This window comes from Nocardiopsis algeriensis (assembly GCF_014203695.1).
GTDB classification, from domain to species: domain Bacteria; phylum Actinomycetota; class Actinomycetes; order Streptosporangiales; family Streptosporangiaceae; genus Nocardiopsis; species Nocardiopsis algeriensis.
Genome location: NZ_JACHJO010000006.1, coordinates 192,260 through 208,015, shown reverse-complemented (window position 1 = coordinate 208,015; position 15,756 = coordinate 192,260). Strand labels below are relative to the sequence as shown.

The following is a 15,756-nucleotide window of genomic DNA, read 5'->3' as shown; positions in this document are numbered from 1 at the left end:
GGCACCCCCGCGTAACAGGGGTCACTGCATCTACGACAAGCTGTAGAACTACGATGTGTAGTACTACCGGCAGTCGGTACTTGAGAGGCGGGTATGGAAGCCCTAGACCTAGCGCGGTGGCAGTTCGGGATCACCACGATCTACCACTTCCTGTTCGTCCCCCTGACCATCGGGCTGTCGTTCATCGTGGCCGTGCTCCAGACCCTCTGGCACCGCACCGGCAAGCACGAGTACCTCCAGGCGACCCAGTTCTTCGGGAAGCTCTTCCTGATCAACTTCGCCATGGGCGTGGTCACCGGCATCGTGCAGGAGTTCCAGTTCGGCATGAACTGGAGTGAGTACTCCCGTTTCGTCGGCGACGTCTTCGGGGCGCCGCTGGCCATGGAGGCCCTGCTCGCCTTCTTCCTCGAGTCCACCTTCATCGGCCTCTGGATCTTCGGCTGGCACCGCCTGCCCCGCGCCGTGCACCTCGCCTGCATCTGGGCCGTGGCCATCGGCACCAACCTGTCGGCCTACTTCATCCTCGCCGCCAACGCCTGGATGCGCCGCCCCGTCGGCTTCACCGTCAACGAGGAGAACGGCCGCGCCGAGCTCACCGACATCTGGGCCGTGCTCAGCAACGACCAGGCCTGGTCGACCTACCTGCACACCGTCTCGGCCGCGTTCGTCACCGCCGGCCTCTTCGTGGTCTGCGTCAGCGCCTACAAGCTGTGGCGCAGCCGCAGGCACGGCGACACCGGCGTCCCCGGAACGGTCCCGGCCCCGAGCGAGTTCTCCCTGTTCCGCGGCACGCTCAAGGTCGGCCTGGTCTTCACCCTGGTCGCCGGCGCCGTCGTGGCCGTCTCCGGCGACCACCAGGCCAAGCTCGCCGCCGAGTACGAGCCGATGAAGCTGGCCGCCGCCGAGGCCCTGTGGGAGACCGAGGAGGGCGCCGCCTTCTCCACCTTCGCCGTCGGCGACACCGAGGCCCACTACAACCCGATCGACATCACGGTCCCCAACGTCCTCAGCTTCCTCGCCACCGGTGAGTTCGACGGCGAGGTCCACGGGATGAGCAACCTCCAGGAGGCCTACGAGGCCGAGTACGGCGAGGGCGACTACATCCCCAACGTGTTCGTCGTCTACTGGTCGTTCCGCCTCATGATGGGCCTGGGCATGGCCGGTGTCGCCGTCGCCGCCCTCGGCCTGTGGCTCACCCGCGGCGGGCGCATGCCCGAGGGCGCGTGGTTCTACCGCGCCGCCATGCTCGCCCTGCCCGCCGCACTGGCGGCCAACATCTTCGGCTGGGTGCTCACCGAGATGGGCCGCCAGCCCTGGACCGTCCACGGCTACCTGCTCACCGCCGCCAGCGTCTCGCCCGGCGTCAGCCTGGCCACGGTCGCGCTGAGCCTGGGCGGCTTCACCCTCCTGTACGGCATCCTCGCCGTGGTCGAGTTCAAGCTGCTGGTCAAGTACGTCAGGTCCGGCCCCACCCACCTCGTCCCCGACCTGAAGGACGACGAGGACGAGGCCCGGATCCCCCACTTCAGCTACTAGGAGACCGACATGGATCTGGCCGTCATCTGGTTCATCGCCATCTCGGTCCTGTGGATCGGGTACTTCGTCCTCGAGGGGTTCGACTTCGGCGTCGGCATCCTGATGCCGTTCCTGGGCAAGCGCGACTCCGTGGACCGCCGCGTCGCCCTCAACGCCATCGGTCCCGTGTGGGACGCCAACGAGGTGTGGCTGCTCACCGCCGGAGGCGCGATGTTCGCCGCCTTCCCCGCCTGGTACGCCTCGCTGTTCAGCGGCTTCTACGTCCCGCTCTTCCTCATCCTCCTCGCGCTCATCGTGCGCGGTGTGGCCTTCGAGTACCGCGGCAAACGCGACGACGCGCAGTGGCGCCTCTGGTGGGACCGCGCCATCTTCCTCGGCAGCGCCCTGCCGGCCCTGCTGTGGGGTGTGGCCTTCGCCAACATCGTCCAGGGCGTGGCCATGGACGCCGACCACATCGTCACCGCCTCGCTGCTGGACCTGCTCAACCCCTACGCCCTGCTCGGCGGACTGACGACGCTGTCGCTGTTCACCCTGCACGGCGCGGTGTTCCTCACCCTCAAGACCGACGGGCCGGTCCGGGTCCGCGCCCGGCAGGCCGCCCTGCGGACCGCCTACGTGGCGGTCCCGGCGGGTGCCGCCTTCCTGCTGTGGACGCAGCTCGCCCACGGCAAGGCGTGGACCTGGCCGCTCGTCCTGATCGCCGCCGCGGCCCTGGTGGGTGGGGCCGCGGCGGCCCTGAAGGGCCGCGAGGGACGGTCGTTCACCCTCATGGTGGTGACCATCGTCGCGGCCGCCACGACGCTCTTCGGGTCGCTGTTCCCCGACGTGCTGCCCTCCACCACCGACCCGGCGTTCAGCCTGACCGTGGCCAACGCCTCCTCGGCCGACTACACACTCACCGTCATGACATGGGTGGCCGTGGTGTTCCTCCCGCTGGTGCTCCTCTACCAGGGGTGGAGCTACTGGGTCTTCCGCAAGCGCGTCACCGGCGCCACCGTCACCGGTGAGACCGTCACCGCCGGCCCCGACACCGGCGTGGCGGCCTGACCCCGCGCACCACGGCCCCCGCACTCCCCCCGGTACGGAGAGGAGGTGCGGGGGCCGTGTCCGCGCGAGAGGGCGGGCGAAAGGGCAGACAGAGAGAACAGGGCGCGACCGCGCCCGCGTACCGACCAGCGAGGAGCGCATGAAACCCCTTGACCCGCGGCTGCTGCGCACCGCCGGCGCGGTCCGGGCACACCTGGCCGTCTCGGTGGTCAGCGGTGTGCTCGTCACCGGCCTGATCCTCGCCCAGGCATGGCTGCTGGCCCGTGTTCTGTCCGGTGCCTGGGCCGGGGAGGGGATCGACGTCCTCGGCACGATGATCGCCGCGGTGGCCGGCATCGCGGTGCTCCGCGCCCTGCTGTCCTACGTGTCGGAGGCCTCGGCCCTGCACAGCGCCGCGCGCGCCAAGTCCCAGCTGCGGCGCCGCCTGGTCGCGCACGTGACCGGCGGCACCGCGGCGTGGACGGCCGGGCGCGACCGGGACGGGCACTCCCCCCGGGCGGGCGAGCTGGTCACCCTGGCCACCCGCGGCCTGGACGCCATGGACGACTACTTCGCCCGCTACCTGCCCAAGCTGGTCCTGGCCGCGATCGTGCCGCTCGCCGTCCTGGCGGTCGTCTTCCGCGCGGACTGGATCTCGGGGATCGTCATCGCGGTGACGGTGCCGCTCATCCCCGTCTTCATGGCGCTCATCGGAATGCACACCCAGGCGCGCACCGACCGCCAGTGGAAGCTGCTGAGCCGGCTCGGCGGGCACTTCCTGGACGTGGTCGAGGGGCTGCCGACCCTGGCGGTGTTCCGCCGGGCCAAGGCCCAGGCCGCGCTCCTGCGCGAGGTGAGCGACGGGCACCGGCGGGCGACCCTGGGAACGCTGCGGGTCGCCTTCCTGTCCGCGTTCGCCCTCGAGCTCCTGTCCACGCTGGCGGTGGCCCTCGTCGCCGTCGAGGTGGGACTGCGCCTGCTGGGCGGGCACATGGACTACCAGACGGCGCTGCTCGTGCTGATCCTGGCCCCGGAGGCCTACCTGCCGCTGCGCGAGGTCGGCTCCCAGTTCCACTCCAGCATGGAGGGCGTGTCCGCCGCCGAGCAGGTGTTCGCCGAACTCGACCGCGAGCTCGACCGCGACACCGCCGCGGCCGCACCGGTGGGAAGGGCCCCCGCCGCCGCGCACGGCGACATCCGCCTGCGGAACGTGGAACTGCGCCATCCCGGGCGCGACCGCCCCGCGCTGTCCGGCCTCGACCTGGAGGTGCGCGCCGGGGAGCACGTGCTGCTCACCGGCCCCAGCGGCTCGGGCAAGACCTCCCTGCTGTCCCTGCTCCTGCGGATGAACCGGCCCACCGGGGGTGTCGTCGAGGTCCGCGCGCCCGGCGGCGACTGGGAGCCCCTCGACGGGATCCCCGCCGACGACTGGCGCCTGGGCGTCGCGTGGGTGCCCCAGCACCCCTACCTGTTCGACGTGTCGGTGGCCGACAACATCCGGCTGGGCTCCCCGGGGGCCACCATGGAGCAGGTGCGCGAGGCCGCACGCCTGGCCGAGGCCGACGGGTTCGTCTCCGCGCTGCCGCAGGGCTACGACACCCGGCTGGGCGAGCGCGGCGCACGCCTGTCGGCCGGGCAGCGGCAGCGCATCGCCCTGGCGCGGGCGCTGTGCCGGGACGCGCCGCTGGTCCTGCTGGACGAACCCACCGCCCACCTGGACGCGGAGAACGCGGCTGCCGTGCGCACGGCCGTGGCCCGGCTGCTGAAGGGCCGCACCGCCGTCGTCGTGGCCCACGACGCGGGCTGGGCCGAGGAGTCCCTGGGTGCGCGGACCGTCCGCCTGCCCCTGCACAGCACCGAAGGGAGCACAGCGCCATGAGCGGTCCCACCACGGCACCCTCGGAGCGGGAGCGCCGCCGCGACCCGCTGGTGCGCATGATCGCGCTGGCCCGGCCGCGCAGCGCGCGCTTCGCCCTCGGGGTCCTGCTGGGCGCGCTGGCCACCGGCGCGGGCGTGGCCCTGCTGGGCCTGGCCGCCTGGATGCTGGCCACCGCGGCCCACCACCCGTCCGTCACCGTGCTCGGCGTGGCGGTGGTCGCCACCCGCGCGCTGGGCGTCACCAAGGGCGTGGCCCGCTACCTGGAGCGCCTGGTCACCCACGACGCCGCCTTCCGCATCCTGGCCGAGGTGCGGGTCAGGGTGTACCGGAGGCTGGCCGCCACCGAGCCGTTCGGGCGCTTCCGCTCGGGCGACCTGGTCTCGCGCCTGGTCAACGACACCGAGAGCACCCTGGACCTGCTTGTGCGCGGTCTGACGCCGCCGCTGGTCTCGGTGGTCACCGGCGGCACGGCGGTCGTGGTCCTGACCGCCGTGTACGTGCCGGGTGGCCCCCTGCTGGCCGCCGGCCTGCTGCTGGCCGGGGTGGCGGTGCCGCTGGCCGCCGCCGCGCTGGGCAAGGGCCCGGGCCGGCGTCAGGCGAAGGCGCGCGGTGAACTGTCGACCGCTCTGGTGGACACCCTGCACGGGGCCCCGGACCTGATCGCCTACGGCGCCATGGAGCGCCAGGTGGAGAGGGTGTACGCGGCCGACGACGAGCTGACCCGCACGGCCCGGCGCGACGCCGCGCTCCTGGGCACGGGCGAGGGCGCGACGGCCCTGATCACCGGTCTGACCGTGTGGGGGTCGCTGCTCCTCGGTGTGCTCGCCGTGGAGGACGGCGCACTGAACGGTGTGTGGTTGGCCGTGCTGGTCCTGACCACCCTCGCGGCGTTCGAGATCGTGGCGCCCCTGCCCGCCGTCGCCGCGCGCCTCGGTTCGATCCGGGCCGCGGGGGCCCGACTGTTCGGTGTCCTGGACGTCCCTCCGGCCACCGAGCCCCCCACCCGGGAGGGGCTGGCCCCGCAGGGCGCCGATCTGCGCATCCGCGGCCTGCGCGTGCGCTACGGCCCCGAGGATCCCTGGGCCCTGGACGGTGTCGACCTGGACCTGGCGGAGGGCGAGACCGTCGCGGTGGTGGGGCCCAGCGGCGCGGGCAAGAGCACGCTCGCCTCGGTCCTGCTGCGCTTCCGCGACCCCGACGAGGGCACCGTGGAGCTGGGCGGGGCCGACATCACCGACTACCCGGCCGACGAGGTGCGCGCCGCGGTGTCGGGGGTCCCGCAGGACCCGCACGTGTTCGCCTCCACCCTGCGCGAGAACCTGCGCCTGGCCCGTCCGGAGTGCTCCGACGACGAGCTGTGGGAGGCGCTGCGCCGGGTCCGCCTGGCAGGCGAGGTCGAGGCGATGCCCGAGGGCCTGGACACCCGCGTGGGCACCCACGGGCTGGGCCTGAGCGGCGGCATGGTGCAGCGCCTGGCGCTGGCCCGCGCCCTGCTGGCGGCCCCGCGCGTGCTGGTGCTCGACGAGCCGACCGCCCACCTGGACCCGGACACCCGCGACGCCGTGGTGGCCGACCTGCTGTCGGCCTCCGAGGGGCACTCGACCCTGCTCATCACCCACGACCTCACCGGCCTGGACCGCGTGGACCGCATCTACGTGGTCCGCGACGGCCGCGTGTCCCAGCGGGGCACCCACGCGGAGCTCCTCGCCCAGGAGGGCTGGTACCGCGACGTCCAACCCCGTCCGTAGAGACGGTGCTCCTCCCTCAGGGGCGGCCGTGGAGACGGCGCTCCTTCCCGCCCCCCTGGAGGGCGGGAGGGGGCGCCGGGGCCTGTCCACCTCGGCTGTGCGCACGGTGCGGGCCGGGGATCGACCGCACCGGCCCATCGGGAACGTACGGCCCGCGGAGGAGCGTGGGCCTCCGCCACGGTCAAGCCGGAGGAACAGGTTCCGGCACCACACGCTCGGTCGGTGGTTCTCATGGGGACCCCCTGGCCTGTTGCCGGAAAGTGACATTTCTGAACTCAGGGCTGTCCGGCACCCGGTATCAGCCGGTCCGCTGGTCAGAGGCGTGCCGGCACACAACGTGACCGGAAGAGAAAGCGGCTCCAGGAAGGCCCGGGCCTCCTTCCGCCAAAAAGCGGTCATGTTTTCCCAGCTCAGAAAGCCGGACAGCAATGACCACGAGGAACAAGGGCTTGGAGTTCACATCCCCTTGACACTCCTCGAAAACCGGGAGTAACCTTCCAGGCGTCCGGAGCAAAGAGAAAACAAAGGCTTGGACCAAAGCATTCTCGGCCTCCTCCTTTCCTGCCCGTGCGGGCCCGGCGGCTTCCGGAACGTCACACCTCAGCCGGCCGGGGCAGGCGGGATCAACACGGTTGTCGGAACCGGAGCGGACCCCTGCGCTGCAAACCCATGGTCAACCACCGGCAGCAACGCGGACAAGAGCTGCCCGTTCGGCAGCACACGCATCAACGGGTCCGCTTACTGCGGTGGGACCCGATCCGCACATTCTTCCGCGATGGACCACCAGAGCAAAGGGCATCCCGTGGTGGACATTTCTCCACCACGGGATCGAAGGCACAATAAAAATGAAACTCAGCACAGAAGAAATCATCTATTCCTACGGGTGGTTCTCCTCACCTGTCTTCGACGGCCTCTCTCTCGACATTCCGAACGAATGCACGGTCCTGCTCGGACCCAACGGCGCGGGCAAGAGCACCCTGATGTCCCTGCTCGCCTCGGCGGCCCCGCCCCGGCGCGGCCGTGTGCGGGTCGGCTCCTGGCGCAGTGACCGCCGCCGCGACCTCGCGCCGCTGCGACGTGCCGTGGGGTGGATGCCCCAGGACATCGTTCCGGTGACCGGTCTGACCGTACGTGAGCAGGTCGCCTACCACGGCTGGCTGAAAGGTATGAGCCGGGCAGAGGCATGGCAGGCCTCCTTCGAGGCTCTGCGCCAGACCAACCTGGTCGACCTCGCCGACCGCTCCTCCGGCAAGCTCTCCGGAGGGCAGACGCGCCGGGTCGGCCTGGCTCAGACCATCGTCCATCGACCCTCGGTGCTCCTGCTGGACGAACCCACTGCCGGACTGGATCCGGCACAGCGGTCGTCCTTCCGCGGAGTTCTGAGCAGCTTGTCCGTAGGTGACACCGTTCTCGTCTCCACCCACCAGACCAGCGACCTGTCCGACCTCTTCGACTCCGTGGTCGTGCTCAGCGAGGGGCGGAGCCGCTTCACCGGCTCGGCCGAGGCCTTCCTCGCACACGCCACCGACAGCAGCGAAAGCGTGGAACGGCGCGCCGAGGCGGCCTACACCGCCGTGCTGAAGGAGGCGCCGTGACCACGAAGAAACGATGGCTGACCAGCCTGTCCCTGTGGCTGGCGGTGCCCATGGTCGTCCTCATCGTCTCCGTCAACCTCGAGGACGGTCTCTCCTCCACCCGCGGCTACTGGATGACGGCCACGACCAAGGCCTCGGAAGCCGTTGTCTTCACCGGCATGGTCGCCGCGCTCGGCGCGACCTGGGAAGCGTCACGGCTGCGAAGAGCGGATCTCCTCGCCATCACCGCCAGGTCCCGGCTCCTGGTGGTGGCCGAGGCTCTGGCCCCCACAGTCGTGGTCGCGCTTCTCGGCACTCTCGTCTCCTACGCGATGCTGGCCACGCTCGCCCTCGGCGCGCCCGGGGGCCCCGCCTGGCACGTCATCGGGGTCAACCTCGCAGCCCTGGCCGGGATCACCGGTTGGGGCCTGTTCCTCGGTTTCCTGCTCCCGCCGGCGCTCTCCCTGACGATCTGCCTGGCCGGCACCTACATCTGGTACTTCGTCACTGCTGCCCATTACCAGTTTCCCTTGTGGGCACGTTTCCTGTCCGGCGGCTTCCTCGGCGACCCGGGCGTGTGGGGTGTCCCGGATCCCCGCGCCCTGCTTGCCGCACTGGTGTCGGCCTCAGGACTGCTCGTCGCTGGGCTATGTGCCCTCCTGCTGAGGGACAGAGGGCACGCGCTCGTCGCGGGTGTCCTCATGGTCCTCCTGGCTGTCGGCAGTGGCTGCCTGATCGTCCGGCCACTGGACTACCACCCCGTGGTCGCACGTACCGGAATCGCCTGCGACAGGATCATCGAGGATGAGATCACCGTCTGCCTGTGGCCCGAGCTCGAGCCGGACCGGGAGGCGCTGGTGCCCGAGATCGTGCGGCAGCACCAGGCGTTCACCGCCCGGGGGATCGATCTGCCGTCGACCGTTTCCGCGGCCCAGGAGGAGCCGGAGGGCAGTCTCTGGCTGCCGATGTTCCCCCGCGCGGACGCACGTTCCACTGTTGCCGCGGGCTTCGTTCACGTGCTCATGCCCCAGGAGCTGCCCGAGTCCTGCCCCAACGAGAAATTTCCGCAGCACACCATGGATGCCGTGCTCGCCTGGCTGCGTACCACTGCGGAGACAGAGGGGCACGAGGAGTACCGTGCGTCGATCTCGGCGAGGTCGGCCCGTGCCCTGGACGCGGTCCTGGAGCTCCCGCCGGAGGCTCAGGGCGAGTGGTACGCGATCAATCGCCCGGTCCTGGGCACCTGTTCCCCCGATCCCGACACCCTCGACCCGCGCCACCTCGCTCCTGAGGCGGATTCGTGAGGTGGTGGCTGAGAGCGAGGCTGGTCCTGCCCGGGCTGGTGCTGCTGGCGGCGGCCTGGGCGGCAGGCCTGGCCTCTGCCGACCAGCTCTTCGCCTTTCCCACGGTGTTCGGGCCCCGAGCGCACGTCCCCGTGGCGCTGCTTGCGGCCACCGCAGGTCTGCTCCTGACGACGTACGGCCTGGACCGCTCCCGTACACCGGTGGAACTCACAGCCAACCGTCCCGTGCTGCTGTGGGACGCCGCCCTGGTGGCGGGCACGGCCCTGGCCGCGGTCACCGCCGGACTCACCGCCTGCTTCTCGGGGATCCCCGAAGGCCTGATGATGGCGCGCACCACCGTCGCCGGCCTGGGGGTCTACCTGGTGGCCCGGGCGGTGGTGCGGACCGACCTCGCCGGGCTGGCCCCCATGGGAATGCTCACCGCCAACATCGTCCTGTGGGACGTCCAGGCCTTCCCGGTCGCCGGGCCGTGGCTGCTCGCCGCTCCGGGCTCTGCCGTGTCCTGGTGGGTCAGCGTTCTCGTCCTCGTCCTGGGGCTGGGGTGTCTCCTTTCCCGCTTCCCGACCCGGAACTGACACCGGGGAGGGAAGTGCCCTAGTGTGCACCCGTGGCAAATCCTGTTCGTGAAGTGTTCGGCGGAGTCGGCGCGCTCATGCGCGGCTTCGGCCTCCTGGTGCGCAGACCGCGCCTCTTCCTCCTGGGCGCTCTCCCCGCCCTGGTCACCTCGCTGCTGTTCCTGGCCGTGATCGTGGTCCTGATCGTCAACCTCACCGACCTGGCCGCGTGGGCGACACCCTTCGCCGACGGCTGGGACCCGGTGTGGCAGGGCCTGGTGCGCGGCGCCGTCGCCGTCGCCGCCGTGGTGGTGACGGTCCTGCTCATGGTCGTCGCCTTCACGACGGTGACGCTGGCGCTGGGGTCCCCCATTTACGACCTCATCGGTGAGCAGGTCGAGAAGGAGCTGGGCAACGCCCCCGAGGAGTTCGACGAACCGCTGTGGTCCTCCGCCGTGCGGGCCGTGCGCCAGTCGCTGGGGATCGTCGCCGCGTCCCTGGCCGTGGGTGTCCTGGTGTTCGCCGTCGGTTTCGTCCCGCTGGTCGGGCCGGTGGTCGGCCCCGTGCTGGCCGCCGTGCTGGGCGGCTGGCTCCTGGGCATCGAGATGGTGGCGGGCGCCTTCGACCGGCGCGGCATGCTCACCATCGGGGAGCGCCGCCGCGCGATGGGCACCCGCCGCCTGCGGGTGCTGGGCTTCTCGGTGCCCACCTATCTGCTGCTGGCGATCCCGTTCGTGGCGGTGGCGGTGTTCCCGGCCGCGATCGCGGGCGGCACCCTCCTGGCCCGCGAGCTGCTCGGTGTCCCCGAGGCGCCGCAGCCCCAGGCTCCCCCCGCCTGATCTCCGTGCGGGCGGCCGCCGGGCCGCCCGCCCCTCTCAGCGCAGGCCCGTGCCGCGGCGCAGGGCCGTGGTGATCATGCGGTCCACGAGGGCCGCGTAGTCCAGTCCGGTGGCCGCCCACATCTGGGGGAAGGCCGAGGCCGGGGTGAAGCCCGGCATGGTGTTGAGCTCGTTGACGAGGATCTCGCCGTCCTCGGTGTAGAAGAAGTCCACGCGGGCCAGCCCCTCGCAGCCCATCGCCTCGAACACCTCGGCGGCCAGGCCCCGCAGGCGGGCGGCGGCGTCCTCCGGCAGCTGGGCGGGGATGGTCAGGCTGCTGGTGGACAGGTACTTGGCCTCGAAGTCGTAGAAGTCGAAGCCCTCGGCCACGTGCACCTCCGCGGGGAAGGACACGTCGGGCATCCCGCCGTCCTCGGCCTCCAGCACGCCGCACTCGATCTCGCGGCCGACGACCTGCGCCTCCACCAGGACCTTGGGGTCGTGCTCGCGGGCGGCCTCGATCGCTGCGGTGACCGCGTCGGCGTCGGCAGAGTCCTTGACCTTGCTGATGCCGACGCTGCTGCCCGCGCGGGCGGGCTTGACGAACACCGTCTCGCCGAGCGCCGCGATGTCGTCGAGCACCTTCTTGCGCTCGGTGCGCCACCTGCGCTCGTTGACCGCCACGTAGGCGCTGGTGGGGATGTCGTTGCCGGTGAGCACGGCCTTCATGAAGACCTTGTCCATCGCGGCCGCGCTGGAGAACACCCCCGCGCCGGCGTAACGCACGCCCAGCATCTCGAACAGGCCCTGGACGGTGCCGTCCTCGCCGAAGGGGCCGTGCAGCAGCGGCAGCACGACGTCCACCCCGGCCAGGCGCTCGGTCCCCCGCGCCGGGTCGACCACGAGCAGCTCCCCGGCGGCGTCGAAGGGCAGTGCCAGTGACATCCCGTCCGAGGGCACCGACGGCAGCGCCTTGGTGGCGGCGTCGATGCGCAGCAGCTCGGGGTCACCCGGGGCCAGGACCCAGTTGCCCTCCTTGGTGATGCCGACCGGTACGACCTCGTAGCGGTCGGGGTCGATCACCGACAGGACGCTGCCGGCGGTGACGCAGGAGATCTCGTGCTCGGAACTGCGACCGCCGAAGACGACGGCGACCCGAATCTTTTCGGACGACATGCTGTGTGACCCTGTTTCTCGCCTACCTGGAGCCCGGGGAGGCGTTCCTCCCCCGGGCGTGCTGTCAGTCTCGTGCGTCGAGCGCCTTGAGGGCGTCCTCGACGAGGTCCTCGGGATCCTCCAGGCCGATGGAGAACCGTACCGCGCTCGGTGAGATGCCCGCGGCCGCCAGCTCGCCCTCGCTCATGTTGCGGTGCGAGGAGGTGGCCACGTGCCCGGCCAGTGTGTGCGTGCCGCCCAGCGAGGTGGCGATGGTGGCCAGTCGGAGCCGGTCGGCGAAGGCCATTCCGGCCTCCCGACCGCCGCGCGGGTGCACGGTGACGACCGCGCCGAAGCACCCCGGGGCGAACAGCTCGGCCGCCAGTGCCGACTGCGGGTGCGAGGGCAGGGACGGGTGGTCGACCCGCTCCACCTCCGGGTGGCCCTCCAGGGCCGCCGCGAACACCGCCGCGCTCTCGCACTGGCGGCGCACCCTCAGCGGGAGCGTCTCCAGGCCCCGGTGCAGCATGTAGGCCTCGTCCGGCGCCAGGCACGGGCCGAGGTCGATGCGCGCCGCGCGGATCCTCCCCGCCAGGTCGGCGGAGGCCACCGCGACACCGCCGGTGGTGTCGCTGTGCCCGCCCAGGTACTTGGTCGCCGAGTGCACGACGACGTCGGCCCCGTGCTCCAGGGGCCGGCACACCACCGGGGAGGCGAACGTGGAGTCCACCACCAGCGCGGCGCCCGCCCCGCGGGCGATCTCCGCCAGCGCCGGCAGGTCGGAGACGGTCATCGTGGGGTTGGACAGCGTCTCGGTGAACACCATCCGGGTGTCGGGGCCGACCGCCGCGCGCACCGCCTCCAGGTCGGTGATGTCCACGAAGTCGGTGCGCACCCCGAACCGGCGCAGCAGCCGGTCCAGCACCGAGTAGGTGTTGCCGTAGATGGAGCGGGAGGCGACCACGTGGGCGCCCGCCTCCGTCAGCGCCAGGAACACGGTGCTGAGCGCGCCCATGCCCGACGAGAACGCCTGGCCGTACACCGGCTCCGTGAGCCCCGCACCCTCCAGCGCGGCGACCGCGTCGGCGAAGGCGTCCGCCGTGGGGTTGTCGATGCGCCCGTAGGAGTATCCCGCCTTCTCCCCCGCCAGGACGTCGGCGTAGTCCTGCGAGGTCTCGAACGCGTAGGTGGTCGACCGGTGGACGGGGATGCGCATCGGGCGCTCGAAGAAGTCGCGGACGCCGGGGAGGGAGACCGCCCTGGTGTACTCGCCGCCGAGGCCGGGTGTGTTCGACATGGTGTTCCCTCTCAGACCCCGTAGCGCTCGGGCTTGGCGCTGCGCGCCATGAAGGCCGCCAGTGCCTCGGCCGGGCTCAGGTCGTGGTGCATCATCTTGACGACGGCCTCGGTGATCGGCAGGTCGACGCCGTGGGCCCAGCCGAGTTCGAGGACGGACTGCGAGGACTTGACCCCCTCGGCCGTCTGCTTCGTCTCGGCCACGACCTGCTCGAGCGTTTTTCCTGCGCCCAGTTTCTCACCGAAGGTCCGGTTGCGCGACAAGGGCGAGGTGCATGTCGCCACGAGGTCGCCCATCCCGGCCAGGCCGGACAGCGTGTGCTCGTCCGCGCCCAGCGCCACCGCCAGGCGCGTGGTCTCGGCCAGGCCCCGGGTGATGAGGGAGGCCTTGGTGTTGTCGCCGAAGCCCATCCCCGCCGCCACGCCCACGGCCAGCGCGATCACGTTCTTCATCGCGCCGCCGATCTCCACGCCCACCAGGTCGGTACTGGTGTAGGGCCGGAAGTAGGGCGCCTTGAACAGCTCCTGGAGCCGGAGCGCGGTGCTCTCGCGGGAGCACGCCACCACCGCGGTGGCGGGCTGGTGCTCCGCGATCTCGCGCGCCAGGTTGGGCCCGGAGACCGCCGCGATGCGCTCCTCGGGGATCTCCAGCACCTCGGCGACGACCTGGGAGACCCGCATGCAGGTGCCCAGCTCCACACCCTTCATCAGGCTCACGATCACCGCGTCGCCCTCCAGGTGCTCGCGCCACCGGGCGAGGTTGTCCCGCAGGGTCTGCGAGGGCACCGCCAGCACCACGACGCCGGCCCCGGACAGGGCCTCGGCGACGTCGGCGGTGGCCCGCAGGCGCGGGTTCAGGGCGATGCCGGGGAAGTAGTCGGGGTTCTCCCCCTTCTCGTTGATCGCGTCCACCACGGAGGACCGCCGGCCCCACAGCACCACCTCGGCGGCGGGGCCGCCGGGGTCCTGCCGCCGGGCGAGATCGGCCGCGTCGGCGGCGACGTTCGCGAACACGGTTCCCCAGGAGCCCGCACCCAGGACGGCGATCCGCGTGCCGTCGCTACCCGTCTGCACCGTCATGCCCCCGCGCTGCTCCTGCCGTCCTCTGCCCCGGCCTCGCCGGGGGCCCCGTTCCGCTCCTCCGCCTGCTTCTCCTCCGCCTGCCCGGCCTCCAGGCGCGCACGCTTCATGTCGTAGGGCACGGCGGGCGGCTGCTCACCGCGGATCGTGGCCTGGAGCGCGGTGATGTCGGCCATGATCGCCTCGGTGGCCTCCCGGAGCAGCGTCGCCGTCAGCGGCTGGTCGCGGAACCGGGACAGGTCCACCGGCGGGCCGGCGAGGAACTGGACGCGCTTGCGCGGGAACAGGCTGGGCTTCTTGGCACCGTAGGGCAGGAGCTCCTGCTCACCCCAGTGCGCCACCGGGACGACGGGGACGCCGGTGGTGAGCGCGAGGCGGGCGACGCCGGTCTTGGCGGTCATCGGCCACAGCTGCGGATCCCGGGTGCACGTGCCCTCGGGGTAGAAGATCACCGACGCGCCGTCGCGGGTGAGCGCCAGCTCCGCCTCGTGGAGGGCCTTGATCGCGTCGGTGCTGCCGCGCTTGACGGGGATCTGACCGGTGCTGCGGGCCACCCAGGACACCACGGGGATCTTGAGGACGGCCTCCTTCATGGTGAAGGTCGGCCAGCGCCGCCCTCCGACGTAGAGGAAGTGGGCCACCGTCAGCGGGTCCGCCATCGACAGGTGGTTGGCCGCGATGATCACCCCTCCCTCGGCCGGGACGTGCTCGGTCCCCTTCCACTCCGGCTTGGTCACCAGGCTGATGAGCGGTCGGACGATGCAGGCTGCGAGCAGCTTCACCCACCGGGTTTCGCGTTGCTTGGCCACGGGACTCCTCACTTCGTCGCTTCCTGTCCCTCTGGGGCCAAGAAGCACAATCGGTTCAGTCTAGGGCGTGTTCGCCGGGTCCCTTCGCACCTCCCGGAGCGCCGGTCCCGGCCCTGACACGTCCCAGGGCGCCCGCGCCGCGCCGACCCCGACCGCCTACCCTCGACACTGTCGTCACCGCAGCACGCGAGCATCCCGGGGGAAGCGTGGCCGGCTCCGGAGAGCGAGGAGGGGGAGCGCGCCTCGGGGTGCGCTGGTCCCTGGTCGTCCCAGTCAAGCACCTCGGGCGGGCCAAGTCCCGCCTGGCCCTGGCCGCAGGGCGCCATCGGGAGGAGCTGGCGCTGGCCGTGGCCTGCGACACGGTCGCGGCGGCTCGGGCCTGCGCGGCCGTGGCCGCGGTGTTCGCCGTGACCGAGGACCCCCGCGCGGGCGCCGAGCTGGCGGCCCTGGGCGCCGTGGTGGTGGGCGGCGAGCCGGGGACCGGGCTCAACCCCGCGCTGGCGCACGGTGCGCGCGCGGCCCGCCGGCGCCTCCCCGGGCTGGGCGTGTGCGCCCTGTCGGCGGACCTGCCGGCGCTGCGCCCGCCCGAGCTGGGCCGGGTGCTGGCCGCGGCGGCCGGGTACGGGCGGTCGTTCCTGCCCGACGCCCCCGGCGTGGGGACCACGCTGCTGGCCGCCTCGCCCGGGCATCCGTTCCTCCCGGCCTTCGAGGGCGCCTCGCGGGTCCGCCACCTGGCCCGGGGAGCGCACGAGCTGGTGCTGCCGGACGTGGAGTCGGTGCGCCGGGACGTGGACACCCCGGCGGACCTGCGCGCCGCTCTGGAGCTGGGGGTGGGCCCGCGTACGCGCGCCCTGCTGGACCGGGCCGCGGAGCTGTCGGCGGCCGCCGCCCGGGCCCGCTGAGGGTGCCGGGACAGCAGTCCGCCCGGGCCCCTCACGGGCCCGGGCGGACTCCGGCTGTCGCCGTGGTCGGTGCTG

The 15,756-nt window shown here is 72.1% G+C and carries 13 protein-coding genes; 9 read left to right on the top strand and 4 right to left on the bottom strand.

Features of this window, described 5'->3' with window-relative positions; translation table 11 throughout:
* Positions 1-93: 93 nt before the first annotated feature.
* The 8 genes from FHS13_RS11400 to FHS13_RS11365 all read left to right on the top strand — a co-directional run bounded on the left by FHS13_RS11400 (position 94) and on the right by FHS13_RS11365 (position 10,460).
* Positions 94-1,536 carry a cytochrome ubiquinol oxidase subunit I gene (locus FHS13_RS11400; protein WP_184291328.1) on the top strand — a complete coding sequence of 481 codons (1,443 nt, stop codon included), beginning with the start codon at positions 94-96 and terminating at the stop codon, positions 1,534-1,536.
* A 9-nt stretch (positions 1,537-1,545) separates the two neighbouring features.
* Positions 1,546-2,583 (top strand): cytochrome d ubiquinol oxidase subunit II, encoded by a 1,038-nt coding sequence (cydB, locus tag FHS13_RS11395; RefSeq protein ID WP_184291326.1) that lies wholly within the window; start codon positions 1,546-1,548, stop codon positions 2,581-2,583.
* Between the two features lie 139 nt (positions 2,584-2,722).
* A complete protein-coding gene (gene cydD / locus FHS13_RS11390) occupies positions 2,723-4,441 on the top strand; it encodes a thiol reductant ABC exporter subunit CydD (protein ID WP_184291324.1) in 1,719 nt (572 codons plus the stop codon).
* On the top strand, positions 4,438-6,189 hold the full coding sequence (gene cydC / locus FHS13_RS11385) for a thiol reductant ABC exporter subunit CydC (protein ID WP_184291322.1): 1,752 nt from the start codon (positions 4,438-4,440) through the stop codon (positions 6,187-6,189). Before cydD ends, cydC begins: the two co-directional genes overlap by 4 nt.
* A gap of 845 nt (positions 6,190-7,034) precedes the next feature.
* Positions 7,035-7,784: an ATP-binding cassette domain-containing protein gene (locus FHS13_RS11380; RefSeq protein WP_184291320.1), complete on the top strand. Its 750-nt coding sequence runs from the start codon at positions 7,035-7,037 to the stop codon at positions 7,782-7,784.
* The gene (locus FHS13_RS11375; protein ID WP_184291318.1) at positions 7,781-9,067 is read left to right on the top strand and encodes a DUF7224 domain-containing protein; all 1,287 of its coding nucleotides are present in this window, start codon (positions 7,781-7,783) and stop codon (positions 9,065-9,067) included. Before FHS13_RS11380 ends, FHS13_RS11375 begins: the two co-directional genes overlap by 4 nt.
* Entirely contained in the window at positions 9,064-9,642 is a 579-nt protein-coding gene (locus FHS13_RS11370) for a hypothetical protein (protein ID WP_184291316.1), read from the top strand. The genes FHS13_RS11375 and FHS13_RS11370 overlap by 4 nt, the downstream gene beginning before the upstream one ends.
* Before the next feature lie 32 nt (positions 9,643-9,674).
* Positions 9,675-10,460 (top strand): EI24 domain-containing protein, encoded by a 786-nt coding sequence (locus FHS13_RS11365; protein ID WP_343064990.1) that lies wholly within the window; start codon positions 9,675-9,677, stop codon positions 10,458-10,460.
* A gap of 36 nt (positions 10,461-10,496) precedes the next feature.
* Here FHS13_RS11365 and FHS13_RS11360 read toward each other — a convergent pair whose 3' ends face one another.
* From FHS13_RS11360 to FHS13_RS11345, 4 genes are all read right to left on the bottom strand, one after another.
* Entirely contained in the window at positions 10,497-11,615 is a 1,119-nt protein-coding gene (locus FHS13_RS11360; protein ID WP_184291314.1) for a D-alanine--D-alanine ligase family protein, read from the bottom strand.
* 64 nt (positions 11,616-11,679) lie between these two features.
* The gene (locus FHS13_RS11355; protein WP_184291312.1) at positions 11,680-12,891 is read right to left on the bottom strand and encodes a trans-sulfuration enzyme family protein; all 1,212 of its coding nucleotides are present in this window, start codon (positions 12,889-12,891) and stop codon (positions 11,680-11,682) included.
* An 11-nt stretch (positions 12,892-12,902) separates the two neighbouring features.
* The gene (locus FHS13_RS11350; protein ID WP_184291310.1) at positions 12,903-13,970 is read right to left on the bottom strand and encodes an NAD(P)H-dependent glycerol-3-phosphate dehydrogenase; all 1,068 of its coding nucleotides are present in this window, start codon (positions 13,968-13,970) and stop codon (positions 12,903-12,905) included.
* Entirely contained in the window at positions 13,967-14,779 is an 813-nt protein-coding gene (locus tag FHS13_RS11345; protein WP_184291308.1) for a 1-acyl-sn-glycerol-3-phosphate acyltransferase, read from the bottom strand. The genes FHS13_RS11350 and FHS13_RS11345 overlap by 4 nt, the downstream gene beginning before the upstream one ends.
* A gap of 206 nt (positions 14,780-14,985) precedes the next feature.
* Here FHS13_RS11345 and cofC point away from each other — a divergent pair, with 206 nt between their 5' ends.
* Positions 14,986-15,681 (top strand): 2-phospho-L-lactate guanylyltransferase, encoded by a 696-nt coding sequence (gene cofC, locus FHS13_RS11340; protein WP_184291306.1) that lies wholly within the window; start codon positions 14,986-14,988, stop codon positions 15,679-15,681.
* Positions 15,682-15,756 lie beyond the last annotated feature (75 nt).

Bases quoted from the DNA above. Each gene is read 5' to 3' on its own strand.
- FHS13_RS11400 (WP_184291328.1), top strand. From the start codon at position 94: ATGGAAGCCCTAGACCTAGCGCGGTGGCAGTTCGGGATCACCACGATC.
- cydB (WP_184291326.1), top strand. From the start codon at position 1,546: ATGGATCTGGCCGTCATCTGGTTCATCGCCATCTCGGTCCTGTGGATC.
- cydD (WP_184291324.1), top strand. From the start codon at position 2,723: ATGAAACCCCTTGACCCGCGGCTGCTGCGCACCGCCGGCGCGGTCCGG.
- cydC (WP_184291322.1), top strand. From the start codon at position 4,438: ATGAGCGGTCCCACCACGGCACCCTCGGAGCGGGAGCGCCGCCGCGAC.
- FHS13_RS11380 (WP_184291320.1), top strand. From the start codon at position 7,035: ATGAAACTCAGCACAGAAGAAATCATCTATTCCTACGGGTGGTTCTCC.
- FHS13_RS11360 (WP_184291314.1), bottom strand. From the start codon at position 11,615: ATGTCGTCCGAAAAGATTCGGGTCGCCGTCGTCTTCGGCGGTCGCAGT.
- FHS13_RS11355 (WP_184291312.1), bottom strand. From the start codon at position 12,891: ATGTCGAACACACCCGGCCTCGGCGGCGAGTACACCAGGGCGGTCTCC.
- FHS13_RS11350 (WP_184291310.1), bottom strand. From the start codon at position 13,970: ATGACGGTGCAGACGGGTAGCGACGGCACGCGGATCGCCGTCCTGGGT.